The organism is Streptococcus sp. HMSC061E03, assembly GCF_001813505.1.
GTDB lineage: Bacteria > Bacillota > Bacilli > Lactobacillales > Streptococcaceae > Streptococcus.
In genome coordinates this window covers 1,112,212-1,124,909 of sequence record NZ_KV812784.1, presented here as the reverse complement: position 1 = coordinate 1,124,909, position 12,698 = coordinate 1,112,212, and the positions used below count along the sequence as shown (strand labels likewise).

The following is a 12,698-nucleotide window of genomic DNA, read 5'->3' as shown; positions in this document are numbered from 1 at the left end:
TAGAAAGTGAAATCAATGTAAAGGTAGAATCGTATGAACGCATTTAAGCAATTTTGGATACAGTATGCAGATTTTTCAAGTAAGACCAGTCGGGCCCATTTTTGGCTAGCTTTTTTCTGGAATTCCCTGATTTCTTTGCCTCTTTGGGTTTTTTACATCGTGACCTCTTTATCCCATCAAAATGCTCAAGAAACGCTCAATTTTTCAACTGTTCATTCTAAGACAGGTTTATGGGCGCTCGCTTTCTTAGCATTCTTTTACTTCCTCATTTTGGTACCCAGTCAAGCCATTTGTGTACGTCGCTTGCGGGATGCGGGAATCCATTGGTCTTGGATCTTTTTGAACCTTGGTCCGGTTCTGCTCTATTTGTTGACGGGGCTAGATATTTTCCTATTTCTTTGGGGGATTACAGTTATTTCTCTCTTGATTCTCATGATGCTTCCAGGGAAAAACACCTTCCCACAACCAGTAGAAACTCCTATGGGAGTGGCTTCTGAACCACAGGTCACAGCGACAGGGGGGAGCTTTGGAGGCAACTCGTTTGAGCAAATCCCTAATTTTGTAGCAGCACCTGATTTGTCTGATGAAAAACCACCATTGGAACAAAGAATGGCTGCTGAACACGAAATCCACTAAACTGATAAAAGATAAGAGAGTTTCATGCAAGCAATTACCGACACTAAACATCTGACGGTTCAAACTCTGCCTCCTATTCTTGTCTTGACAGGGGAGGATGTAGGTCAATTTGAATGGTTAAAAAAAGACATTTTAAAAAAAATAGGCTATGATCCCTCAGATTTGAATTATTCTTATTTTGATATGAAGGAAGCCTCCTATGCTGAAGTCGAGCTGGATTTGGTCAGTCTTCCTTTTTTTGCAGATGAAAAAATCGTGATTTTGGATCACTTATTGGATCTTACCACTGCCAAGAAACGCAATTTAACCGATGAAGATCTGAAGCAATTTGAAAACTATCTGGAAAATCCTTCTGAATCAACCCGTTTGGTGATATTTGCAGAAGGAAAATTAGATAGTAAGCGTCGCTTAGTCAAACTCCTAAAACGGGATGCCCAGATCATTGAAGCAACAACACCTAAAGAGCAAGATTTAAAGCGTTATTTTGCAAGTCAGGCACAAGAATTGGGCATACAGTTTGTGGGCGATTCCTTGGACCAGCTACTCTTAAAATCTGGCTATGATTTTGGAGAGTTACAGAAGAATCTCGCTCTGTTGCAGGCTTATAAAGAAGATGGTCAGATTACCCTCCAAGATATTGAGGAGGTTGTTCCAAAGTCCTTGCAAGATAATATTTTTGATCTGACACAGATGATTCTCAAACGCCAAATCGATCAAGCCCGGAATTTGGTTAAGGATCTCCGCTTACAAGGAGAAGATGAAATAAAATTGATCGCTATTTTGTTGGGACAATTCCGAATGTTTTCTCAAGTTAAAATTTTCTCAGAAGAAGGTCAATCCGAAAGCCAAATTGTAGCGAGCTTGTCGGAGTTGTCAGGACGCAAGGTCAATCCTTATCAGGTGAAGTTTGCCTTACGGGATAGCCGCAGGCTTTCCTTGTCCTTTTTGAAGCAAGCTATGATGACCTTCATCGAGACGGATTATGCGATTAAAAGTGGAACATATGAAAAAGACTACTTATTTGATTTGGCCCTGTTGAAAGTAGCTAATAGCGTCTAACGATGAATGAAATCGCAAGCAGATTAGTTGAATAATTTAGCTGTTTACGTTATCATCAAGTCAGTAATAAAGAAAAGAGGACCATAAAATGGCTATCATTTTACCAGAATTACCATATGCTTATGATGCATTGGAACCTTATATCGATGAAGAAACCATGCATTTGCACCATGATAAACACCATCAAACATATGTAAACAATGTGAATGCAGCTCTTGAAAAACATCCTGAAATTGGAGAAGACCTTGAAAGCTTGTTAGCTGATGTTGAATCCATTCCAGCTGATATTCGCCAAGCTGTGATCAACAATGGTGGTGGTCATTTGAACCACGCTCTTTTCTGGGAATTGATGACTCCAGAACAAACAGCTCCTTCAGCAGAACTTGCTGCAGCGATTGATGCTACATTTGGTTCATTTGAAGACTTCAAAGCAGCCTTCACAGCAGCAGCAACGACACGTTTTGGTTCTGGCTGGGCATGGTTGGTTGTTAACAAAGAAGGCAAACTCGAAGTAACTTCAACAGCAAACCAAGATACACCAATCTCTGAAGGTAAAACACCAATCCTTGGTTTGGATGTTTGGGAACATGCCTACTACGTGAAATACCGTAACGTACGTCCTGACTACATCAAAGCTTTCTTCTCAGTGATCAACTGGAATAAAGTTAATGAATTGTTTGCAGCAGCAAAATAATAAAATGAAGGAATCTATAAGAGCATGTATTGGCTCTTATAGATTTTTTTATGTGCATCCGGAAAATCGGAGTATAATTTCTTGCGTTTGGTCAGGAAAATGATACACTAGTAGGAGTGTGTCTTACTTGTCTGAAGCCTGGTTTGAAGGGCCTAGGCAAGGAAAAGATAAACCTTAAAATGAAAACTGAAACATTCAGGGAGAAATGAAATGACTAGTATTACTATTACCAAAGGAGCCGTTGAGACGCCTATCTATTTGCGGATGTTGAATCGTCATGGCTTGATTGCAGGTGCAACAGGAACAGGAAAAACGGTTACTCTCAAGGTCCTAACAGAAAAATTAAGCAAAGAAGGCATTCCGGTCTTTCTAGCCGATATCAAGGGAGATTTATCTGGCTTAGCCAAAGCCGGGCAATGGACGCCAAAACTGGAAGAACGCTATAAGCTTCTTGGGATCACAGAACCGTTTGAGCCACAAGCATTCCCAGTTCGATTGTGGGATGTTTTCGGCCAAGCTGGTCATCCTGTTCGGGCGACTGTCGAAGGGATGGGGTCATTGCTTCTTTCTCGTCTGCTTGATTTGAATGAAACCCAATCAGGAATTCTCGCAATTGTCTTTAAAGTAGCCCAAGAGAAAGATTGGCCTTTAATTGATTTGAAGGACCTGCAAAGCCTTTTAAAGGAAGTCTATGAGCACAGTTCAGACTATTCAGCCCAATATGGCAATATCACCAAACAATCTGTCGGAGCCATCCAAAGAAGTCTCTTGGTTCTTGAAGAAGAAGGAGCAGATCAGTTTTTCGGAGAGCCAGCACTTGATTTAAATGATTTCATGCAACTCGATGCATCTGGTCGTGGTTATATCAATATTCTTTCGGCTACAAAGCTCTTTCATTCACCAAAATTGTACTCAACCTTTTTGATTTGGATGCTGTCTCGTCTTTTTGAAACACTTCCAGAGGTTGGGGATCCTGAAAAGCCAAAATTGGTCTTCTTCTTTGATGAAGCGCATCTCCTCTTTAAGGATGCAAGCAAGCTCTTTCTTGAGAAGGTTGAGCAAGTGGTACGCCTAATTCGTTCGAAGGGTGTAGGGATTTACTTTATTACCCAAAATCCTCAAGACCTTCCAGAATCTGTTTTGGCACAGCTTGGAAATCGTGTTCAGCATGCACTTCGAGCTTATACACCAAAAGAAATGAAGGCGATTAAGGTGGCTGCCCAAAGTTTTCGTCCGAATCCAGATTTTGATACAGAAACAGTGATCACAGAGTTAGGGACAGGGGAAGCCTTAGTTTCTTTCCTCAATGAAAAGGGACAGCCTAGTGTGGTTGAGCGTGCTTATATTCTCTCTCCTCAATCGAGTTTTGACCTCTTAAATGAAAGTGAACAATTGGCCTTGATCACGACATCGCCTTTCCATCAAAAGTATGCGACGACGATTGATCGGGAATCTGCCTATGAAAAATTAGCAGCTAAAGCAAGCAAGGAAGCACAAGAAGAAGAGCAAAAAGAAGCAGCAAAAGAACGAGCTGCGGCGGAAAAAGCAGAGCAAAAACGCAGTCCGGGTCGTCCAAGAAAATCTAGTCTTGAAAAGGCAAAAGATTCCTTCTTAAGTTCCTTATTCCGGACGATTGCGCGTGAGATCGCTAAGCTAATTATGGGCTCCTTTAAACGGAAATAACCCTTTTATGAAAAGAAAAAAACTTTTTAAAAAGAAACCGTTTTCTCTTTCTGATAATTCTTGTTATTTTCAGTAGAATCTTTTATAATTAATCTCGTATGAAAAAATATTTTAATCTACGCTCGATCATGATTGCGGTCAGTATTTTATTGTGCTTAGTGGGAACAAGCGCACTGGGCTACTTGCATGTTACGCAACCAACAGCATCAGCAATTGAAAAAAAAGCAAAGAAAACAAAAGAAGTAAAAGAACAAGATATCGAAAAGTCTACCCCTGAGACGAAAAAACCACGTGTCAAATCTCCTGAAGCTAAGCAAGCAGTAGTAGATGCAGACATGGAAACGATGAGTGCTTATGGCCTTGTCTATGATTATGCTAATAAAGGTTTGGTAGAGGTTGTCCAGGATTTCCTAGCGGAAAGTGGAATTGATCCGTCACAAGTTGCCTTCACGTATCGCAATGCCATTACTGGAGAGCAATTTGCCATGAATGATCTTCAACCAATGACGGCAGGTAGTACCTATAAGCTACCGTTGAACATGTTGGTGGTGGATGAAGTCGCAAAGGGCAAACTGAATTTAACAGACCGGTTTGACATTACCAACACCTACTATGAATATGTAGGGGAGCATGACAATTACGTTGCTGCCTTTGATGGAGCTATGTCTATCCCTGATATGCAGCGCTATTCATTGGTTTACTCTGAAAATACCCCAGCCTATGCTTTGGCAGATCGTTTAGGGGGGATGGAGCAAGCGCGCAAGTTATTCAGTCGTTATGGTCAATCCCGTTCACCAGAAGTCAAAACCTTTAGCGAAGATAATAAAACGACAACGGATTATTACATCCATGTCTTGGAATATCTTTGGAATCATCAAGAAAAATATGCAGATTTACTAGAACTGATCGGGGAGTCTTTCCCAGGTGAGTACTATAAGAAATTCTTGCCAGATTTGGTGATTCAACAAAAACCAGGGTATGTTGCTGAAGCACTTAATGTGGATGCGATTGTTCGTGAATCGACTCCTTATTTGGTTGCCATTTACACTGCAGGACTTGGAGGTACGACTCCAGAAAGTTCTGAAATCAGTGGCGTTGGTCTTTATCAATTGGGACAATTGGCTTATGTTATCAATGAATGGCATCGTGTCAATATGAATGAATAATCGACAAAAGGTCTGAGTTTTGCTCAGACCTTTTCTTCTAACAAAGTATCATGAAAATGACTTGGTGTTTCGAATTAGTTTTCTGTTCTAAAGAGACTTCTTTCCCTTTTCTATAAAAAGTATGTTATACTAATAATAGTAATAAGAGGAAGTATAGACATGATTACAAAGGAAGATTACCAATTGCTCCGCTCTCATCCAGCCTTTTCTGCGCTACCAGTGGAGCTATTTGATAAATTAGCTGTTGAAATTCATGCCAGGGATATCCCTAAAGGACAAATTTTGTTTTATGCAGGAGATAGGCGGGAGCGCATTTTTCTTCTGGCAAAAGGCTTTGCTCGTATTGAGCAATTTGATTCGTCGGACCAATTCTCCTATATGGATTATATAAAGAAGGGGGCTCTGTTCCCTTATGGTGGGATGTTCCAGGATGAGCGTTACCATTATACAGCTAGTGCGGTGACGGATTTGCGTTGTTTCGTGATTCCCGTCAATCTCTATGAATTATATGCCCAAGAGAGCAAGGAGCAGTTGCTCTTTATTATGAGAAAGCTCTCCTCCATCCTAGAATTTCAAGAGTTGCGCTTGCGCAATGTCGTGACAGCTAGTGCCAGTGAGCGTGTGATTCAATCCTTAGCCATTCTGTGCAAGGACTATGAAAGTCTTGGAAATCAACTTCCATTTCCAATTAGTATGAAGGAAATGGCCAAATTAGCAGCCACAACTCGAGAAACTGTCAATCAAGTTTTAAAGAAACTCATCGATTCTCATAAGATCCAGTATGAGAGAAAACAACTAACTTTTCTAGATACAGCCTACTTTTTAAAAAGTTTTGAAGAGATCAACTAATTTGTTGATCTTTTTTTATTTTTTACAAAAAAATATATATTCATAAAAATAATATAAAAGACAAAATATGCAAAGAAAACGCTTCATATTAACTAAAAAATAGGAAGGATTCAAAAAAACGCCAAATTCTTTACATTCAAAAAGCAGAATCCTTTGTGAAAGCGGTACCAATAAAGAATATAATAACAATTGTAATAAGCTTGTGAACAAGCTCAAAGAAAAAAGGAGGATGACAGATGTCAACTAAACCAATTCATGTTTTCTCAGAAATTGGAAAACTGAAAAAAGTAATGTTGCACCGTCCAGGTAAAGAGTTGGAAAACTTGATGCCTGACTATCTAGAGCGTCTTCTTTTTGATGATATTCCATTCTTGGAAGATGCACAAAAAGAACACGACAATTTTGCTCAAGCGCTTCGTAACGAAGGAATCGAAGTACTTTATCTTGAAAAATTGGCAGCTGAGTCATTGACTACTCCAGAAATTCGCGAACAATTCATCGAAGAATATCTTGATGAAGCAAACATTCGTGGACGCCAAACTAAAAACGCTATTCGTGAAATCCTTCGTGGTATTGAAGACAACCAAGAATTGGTTGAAAAAACAATGGCTGGTTTCCAAAAAGCTGAACTTCCAGAAATTCCTGAAGAAGCAAAAGGATTGACAGACCTTGTTGAATCTGACTATCCATTTGCAATCGACCCAATGCCAAACTTGTACTTCACACGTGACCCATTTGCTACAATTGGTAATGCAGTATCATTGAACCACATGTACGCAGATACACGTAACCGTGAAACTTTGTATGGTAAATACATCTTCAAATACCACCCAGTATATGGTGGTAATGTAGATTTGGTATACAACCGTGAAGAAGATACTCGTATCGAAGGTGGGGACGAATTGGTCCTTTCTAAAGATGTCTTGGCAGTTGGTATCTCACAACGTACAGACGCTGCATCAATTGAAAAATTGTTGGTAAACATCTTCAAGAAGAACGTTGGCTTCAAGAAAGTATTGGCCTTCGAATTTGCGAACAACCGTAAATTCATGCACTTGGATACAGTATTCACAATGGTGGACTACGATAAATTCACCATCCACCCAGAAATCCAAGGCAACCTTCGCGTCTTCTCTGTAACATATGAAAATGAAGCATTGAAGATTGTTGAAGAAAAAGGTGATTTGGCTGAATTACTTGCTGAAAACCTTGGTGTTGAAAAAGTTACATTGATCCCTTGTGGTGATGGCAATGTGGTTGCAGCTGCTCGTGAACAATGGAACGACGGATCAAATACTCTTACAATCGCACCTGGTGTGGTAGTTGTATACGATCGTAACACAGTCACAAACAAGAAATTAGAAGAATACGGACTTCGTTTGATTAAGATCCGCGGAAGTGAATTGGTTCGCGGTCGTGGTGGACCTCGTTGTATGTCAATGCCATTTGAACGTGAAGAAATCTAATAGAGAAGACCGAGAGCTGGTCTTTGAGGATCAGCTCTTTCTTCTTACTGATCAATACTAGAAAGAAAATAGGAGACAAATAGAATGACAAATTCAGTGTTCCAAGGACGTAGCTTCTTGGCAGAAAAAGACTTTACACGTGCAGAGTTAGAGTACCTTATCGGACTTTCAGCTCACTTGAAAGACCTTAAAAAACGCAACATTGAACACCACTATCTTGCTGGTAAAAACATTGCGCTTTTGTTTGAAAAAACTTCAACTCGTACTCGTGCTGCCTTCACAACAGCAGCTATCGACCTTGGTGCTCACCCAGAATACCTAGGTGCAAACGACATCCAACTTGGTAAAAAAGAATCTACAGAAGATACTGCTAAAGTTCTTGGACGTATGTTTGACGGTATTGAATTCCGTGGTTTCAGCCAACGTATGGTTGAAGAATTGGCTGAATTCTCAGGTGTTCCAGTATGGAATGGTTTGACTGACGAATGGCACCCAACTCAAATGCTTGCAGACTACTTGACAGTTCAAGAAAACTTTGGACGTTTGGAAGGTTTGACACTTGTATACTGTGGTGATGGACGTAACAACGTTGCGAACAGCCTTCTTGTAACAGGTGCTATCCTTGGTGTGAACGTACACATCTTCTCACCAAAAGAACTCTTCCCAGAAAAAGAAATCGTTGAATTGGCAGAAGGATATGCAAAAGAAAGTGGCGCTCATATCTTGATCACTGAAGATGCCGATGAAGCTGTGAAAGGTGCAGACGTACTTTACACTGACGTTTGGGTATCTATGGGTGAAGAAGACAAATTTGCAGAACGTGTTGCCCTTTTGAAACCTTACCAAGTAAACATGGATTTGATTAAGAAAGCTGATAACGAAGACTTAATCTTCTTGCACTGCTTGCCAGCCTTCCACGATACAAATACTGTTTACGGTAAAGATGTTGCTGAAAAATTCGGCGTAGAAGAAATGGAAGTTACTGACGAAGTGTTCCGCAGCAAATATGCTCGTCACTTTGACCAAGCTGAAAACCGTATGCACACCATCAAAGCGGTTATGGCAGCTACTCTTGGTAACTTGTACATTCCAAAAGTTTAAGACTTTATAACCGTATACCAACAGCTATAGGGGCTGGACTGCTAGCTTTAGTCCTGCCCCTATTTTTTATAGAAAGGGAAAATTTATGTCAAGAAAAATCGTCGTTGCTTTGGGAGGAAATGCTATTCTCTCATCTGATCCTTCTGCTCAAGCTCAACAAGAAGCACTTGTAGAAACAGCAAAACACTTAGTCAAATTAATCAAAAACGGGGATGACTTGATCATCACTCACGGAAATGGTCCTCAAGTAGGGAACCTTTTGCTCCAACACTTGGCAGCAAACTCTGAAAAAAACCCTGCTTTCCCACTTGATTCATTAGTTGCTATGACCGAAGGAAGTATTGGCTACTGGCTTCAAAATGCTCTTCAAAATGCTCTTCATGAAGAAGGAATCGAAAAAGATGTGGCTTCTGTTGTGACACAAGTCATTGTTGATAAGAACGACCCAGCTTTTGTCAACCTCAGCAAACCAATCGGTCCATTCTACTCAGAAGAAGAAGCAAAAGCAGAAGCTGAAAAATCAGGAGCAACTTTCAAAGAAGATGCTGGTCGTGGCTGGCGTAAAGTCGTGGCTTCACCAAAACCAGTGGATATCAAAGAAATCAATACCATCCGTACTTTGTTGAACGACGGTCAAGTCGTTGTGGCAGCCGGTGGTGGTGGTATCCCAGTTGTGAAAGAAGCAGATGGTAGCTTATCTGGTGTTGAAGCGGTTATCGATAAAGACTTTGCATCTCAACGTTTGGCTGAATTAGTAGAAGCAGACCTCTTCATCGTCTTGACTGGTGTCGATTATGTCTTTGTGAACTACAACAAACCAGACCAAGCAAAATTGGAACATGTTAATGTGGCTCAATTGGAAGAATACATCAAACAAGACCAATTTGCACCAGGAAGCATGCTTCCTAAAGTGGAAGCTGCCATTGCCTTCGTCAATGGTCGCCCAGAAGGAAAAGCAGTTATTACATCACTTGAAAACCTTGGAGCTTTGATTGAGTCTGAAAGTGGAACAATCATCCAAAAAGACTAATGAATAATTAGGAAAAAACTAGTATTTTAAAGCTTATTGTGATAGAATAAATCTATAGGTAAGCGTTTTACAAGAGACTCTTGTAAAACATCACTCACACTTTGTTGCGTTAGGAGGAAGACAAATGAGTGAAAAAACGAAAAAAGGATTTAAGATGCCTTCATCTTTTTCCGTATTGTTAATTATCATTGCTATTATGGCAGTGTTAACTTGGATTATTCCAGCTGGTCAATACAAGGTTGACGATGCAGGTGCTATCATTGCAGGTAGTTATGAATCTGTAAAAGCACATCCTCAAGGGATTTGGGATGTCTTGATGGCCCCAATCAATGCCATGCTTGGTAAAGCACCAACTAGTGCAGCGATTGACGTAGCCTTCTTCATCTTAATGGTCGGTGGTTTCCTTGGTGTTGTGAACGAAACAGGTACCCTTGATGTAGGGATTGCTTCTATCGTTCGTAAATACAAAGGCCGCGAAAAAATGTTGATTTTGATCTTGATGCCATTGTTTGCCCTTGGTGGTACAACTTATGGTATGGGTGAAGAAACCATGGCCTTCTATCCACTTCTTGTACCTGTTATGATGTCCGTTGGTTTTGACAGCTTGACAGGGGTAGCCATTATCCTTTTAGGATCACAAATCGGATGTTTGGCGTCAACATTGAACCCATTTGCGACAGTTATCGCATCTGATACTGCAGGTATCTCAAGTGCTTCAGGTCTCTTACTTCGTGTGATCTTCTGGATCGTATTGACAGGACTTAGCACATACTATGTATACCGTTATGCAGATAAGGTTCAAAAAGACCCAACCAAATCTCTCACCTATGCAACTCGTGAAGAAGATTTGAAACACTTCAATGTTGATAGTGGCGAAGAAATTCCTTCACAAATGAACAAGAAACAAAAACGTGTCTTGGTCGTCTTCATCTCAACATTCGTTATCATGGTTGCTGGATTTATCCCATTCAAAGATTTGGGTATTACATTCTTTAACAACTTTAACGAATCTCTCCATAAAATTCCAGTACTTGGTCAATTGATCGGTAACACAGATGCTCTTGGTACATGGTACTTCCCACAAACAGCTATGCTCTTTGCCTTCATGGGAATCCTCGTTGGTATCATTTATGGCTTGAAAGAAGATAAAATCATTTCATCTTTCATGAATGGTGCAGCTGACCTCTTGAGTGTTGCTCTTATCGTAGCGGTAGCACGTGGTATCCAAGTCATCATGAACGACGGTATGATCACTGCGACAATTCTTCACTGGGGTGAAGAAGGACTTAAAGGTCTTTCATCTCAATTGTTCATTGTCTTGACTTACATTTTCTACTTGCCAATGTCATTCTTGATCCCATCATCATCTGGTCTTGCCAGTGCAACAATGGGTATCATGGCACCTCTTGGTAAATTCGTCAATGTACCAGGTAGCTTGATTGTCACAGCTTACCAATCTGCATCTGGTGTCTTGAACTTGATCGCACCAACTTCAGGTATCGTAATGGGAGCTCTTGCTCTTGGACGTGTTGACTTGAGTGCATGGTGGAAATTCATGGGTAAATTGGTCGTAGCGATTGTTGTGATCACCATTGCCCTTCTTCTACTAGGAACTGTGGTTCCATTCTTGCAATAGAATAAAGTAGGTGTTTCATGAAAAATAGAATAAAGAACGATGTAAAAGAGCAGTTTTTAAACTCGCTTCAAACTATCATTTCTTACCCTTCTGTATTAAATGAAGGGGAAAATGGAACACCGTTTGGACAAGCTATCCAAGATGTCCTAGAAAAAACCTTAGAGCTTGCTCGAGAATTAGGTTTTCAAACATATATAGATCCTGAAGGATACTATGGATATGCAGAGATCGGTCAGGGGGAAGAACTCCTGGCCGTTCTTTGTCACTTGGATGTTGTTCCAGCCGGTGATCTAAAAGATTGGCAAACGCCACCTTTTGAATCGACCATTGTCGGTGACTATCTAGTAGGTCGTGGTGTGCAGGATGATAAGGGGCCGTCACTCGCTGCCCTCTATGCAGTTAAGAGTTTACTGGATGATGGCATCCAGTTTACCAAACGAATCCGCTTTATTTTTGGGACGGATGAAGAAACCTTGTGGCGCTGTATGAACCGCTACAATCAAATCGAAGAGCAAGCAGATCTTGGATTTGCACCGGATTCTTCTTTCCCATTAACCTATGCTGAAAAAGGCTTATTACAAGTGAAATTGCATGGTCCAGGTTGGGATGATCTTCCCTTACAGGCTGGTCAGGCCCTCAATGTTGTTCCGGATAAGGCGACCTATGCTGGTCATCGTTTGGAAGAGTTGCTTCCTGTTTTGGATCAAAGTGGGGTTCAGTATAGCCAAACTGAAGATTCTGTAACGGTTTTGGGTGTTTCCAAGCACTCCAAAGATGCAGCTGAAGGAGTGAATGCCATTGTCGGTTTATCGGAAAGTTTATCCCTCATCCAACCCCATCCAGCTTTGCTCTTTATCGCAGATGCTGTTGGTGAGGATGCAACGGGAGAAGCGCTATTTGGTAAAATTACAGATGAACCAAGTGGCGATCTTTCCTTTAATCTTGCGACCCTTGTGATCGATCAAGAACAATCGGAAATCGGGATTGATATCCGGATCCCCGTCTTAGCAGATAAGGAGGCCTTAGTAGCTCGTTTGCGAGAAATTGCAGCTAGTTATCAGTTGGAATATGAAGAGTTTGATTATCTGGCTCCTTTATATGTTCCTTTGGATAGTCCTTTAGTCAGCTCTTTGATGGCCGTTTATCAGGAAGAAACTGGGGATAAGACGCCAGCTATGTCTTCTGGTGGTGCGACATTTGCGCGGACCATGGAAAATTGTGTTGCCTTTGGGGCTCTTTTCCCAGGTGCAGAACAGACCGAGCACCAAGCCAATGAACGTGCAAAAATTGAAGATCTCTATGCTGCGATGGAAATCTATCGAGAAGCCATTCAACGCTTAGCCACCATATAAAAAAGAGGCTGGGACAAAAGTCCTAG

Annotated in this window: 11 protein-coding genes; all 11 read left to right on the top strand. The window is 40.9% G+C overall.

Features of this window, described 5'->3' with window-relative positions; all coding sequences use genetic code 11:
* Window positions 1-33: 33 nt before the first annotated feature.
* The 11 genes from HMPREF2917_RS05710 (at window position 34) to HMPREF2917_RS05660 (ending at window position 12,672) form a co-directional block, all read left to right on the top strand.
* Window positions 34-636, top strand: coding sequence for a DUF805 domain-containing protein (locus HMPREF2917_RS05710; RefSeq protein WP_003006331.1), 603 nt, complete (start codon window positions 34-36; stop codon window positions 634-636).
* A gap of 24 nt (window positions 637-660) precedes the next feature.
* Entirely contained in the window at window positions 661-1,695 is a 1,035-nt protein-coding gene (gene holA, locus HMPREF2917_RS05705; RefSeq protein WP_070589470.1) for a DNA polymerase III subunit delta, read from the top strand.
* A gap of 88 nt (window positions 1,696-1,783) precedes the next feature.
* Window positions 1,784-2,389, top strand: coding sequence for a superoxide dismutase SodA (sodA, locus tag HMPREF2917_RS05700; RefSeq protein WP_003006336.1), 606 nt, complete (start codon window positions 1,784-1,786; stop codon window positions 2,387-2,389).
* A 210-nt stretch (window positions 2,390-2,599) separates the two neighbouring features.
* Window positions 2,600-4,072 (top strand): helicase HerA-like domain-containing protein, encoded by a 1,473-nt coding sequence (locus tag HMPREF2917_RS05695; protein ID WP_070589468.1) that lies wholly within the window; start codon window positions 2,600-2,602, stop codon window positions 4,070-4,072.
* 98 nt (window positions 4,073-4,170) lie between these two features.
* Entirely contained in the window at window positions 4,171-5,238 is a 1,068-nt protein-coding gene (locus HMPREF2917_RS05690) for a serine hydrolase (protein ID WP_070589465.1), read from the top strand.
* Window positions 5,239-5,397: 159 nt separating this feature from the next.
* Window positions 5,398-6,087 carry a Crp/Fnr family transcriptional regulator gene (locus HMPREF2917_RS05685; RefSeq protein WP_070589464.1) on the top strand — a complete coding sequence of 230 codons (690 nt, stop codon included), beginning with the start codon at window positions 5,398-5,400 and terminating at the stop codon, window positions 6,085-6,087.
* A 236-nt stretch (window positions 6,088-6,323) separates the two neighbouring features.
* Window positions 6,324-7,553, top strand: coding sequence for an arginine deiminase (gene arcA, locus HMPREF2917_RS05680; RefSeq protein WP_070589462.1), 1,230 nt, complete (start codon window positions 6,324-6,326; stop codon window positions 7,551-7,553).
* Window positions 7,554-7,637: 84 nt separating this feature from the next.
* A complete protein-coding gene (argF, locus tag HMPREF2917_RS05675) occupies window positions 7,638-8,654 on the top strand; it encodes an ornithine carbamoyltransferase (RefSeq protein WP_070589459.1) in 1,017 nt (338 codons plus the stop codon).
* A gap of 85 nt (window positions 8,655-8,739) precedes the next feature.
* Window positions 8,740-9,684: a carbamate kinase gene (gene arcC / locus HMPREF2917_RS05670; protein ID WP_024055214.1), complete on the top strand. Its 945-nt coding sequence runs from the start codon at window positions 8,740-8,742 to the stop codon at window positions 9,682-9,684.
* Between the two features lie 124 nt (window positions 9,685-9,808).
* Complete coding sequence (locus HMPREF2917_RS05665; RefSeq protein WP_049486413.1) at window positions 9,809-11,320, top strand: YfcC family protein; 1,512 nt, start codon at window positions 9,809-9,811, stop codon at window positions 11,318-11,320.
* Between the two features lie 17 nt (window positions 11,321-11,337).
* Entirely contained in the window at window positions 11,338-12,672 is a 1,335-nt protein-coding gene (locus HMPREF2917_RS05660) for a dipeptidase (protein ID WP_070589457.1), read from the top strand.
* The last annotated feature ends 26 nt before the right edge of the window (window positions 12,673-12,698 follow it).

What these genes read in the sequence shown, in the direction of transcription:
- arcA (WP_070589462.1), top strand. Translation starts at nt 6,324, where the DNA reads ATGTCAACTAAACCAATTCATGTTTTCTCAGAAATTGGAAAACTGAAA.
- arcC (WP_024055214.1), top strand. Translation starts at nt 8,740, where the DNA reads ATGTCAAGAAAAATCGTCGTTGCTTTGGGAGGAAATGCTATTCTCTCA.
- HMPREF2917_RS05665 (WP_049486413.1), top strand. Translation starts at nt 9,809, where the DNA reads ATGAGTGAAAAAACGAAAAAAGGATTTAAGATGCCTTCATCTTTTTCC.
- HMPREF2917_RS05685 (WP_070589464.1), top strand. Translation starts at nt 5,398, where the DNA reads ATGATTACAAAGGAAGATTACCAATTGCTCCGCTCTCATCCAGCCTTT.
- HMPREF2917_RS05690 (WP_070589465.1), top strand. Translation starts at nt 4,171, where the DNA reads ATGAAAAAATATTTTAATCTACGCTCGATCATGATTGCGGTCAGTATT.
- sodA (WP_003006336.1), top strand. Translation starts at nt 1,784, where the DNA reads ATGGCTATCATTTTACCAGAATTACCATATGCTTATGATGCATTGGAA.
- holA (WP_070589470.1), top strand. Translation starts at nt 661, where the DNA reads ATGCAAGCAATTACCGACACTAAACATCTGACGGTTCAAACTCTGCCT.
- HMPREF2917_RS05695 (WP_070589468.1), top strand. Translation starts at nt 2,600, where the DNA reads ATGACTAGTATTACTATTACCAAAGGAGCCGTTGAGACGCCTATCTAT.
- HMPREF2917_RS05710 (WP_003006331.1), top strand. Translation starts at nt 34, where the DNA reads ATGAACGCATTTAAGCAATTTTGGATACAGTATGCAGATTTTTCAAGT.
- HMPREF2917_RS05660 (WP_070589457.1), top strand. Translation starts at nt 11,338, where the DNA reads ATGAAAAATAGAATAAAGAACGATGTAAAAGAGCAGTTTTTAAACTCG.
- argF (WP_070589459.1), top strand. Translation starts at nt 7,638, where the DNA reads ATGACAAATTCAGTGTTCCAAGGACGTAGCTTCTTGGCAGAAAAAGAC.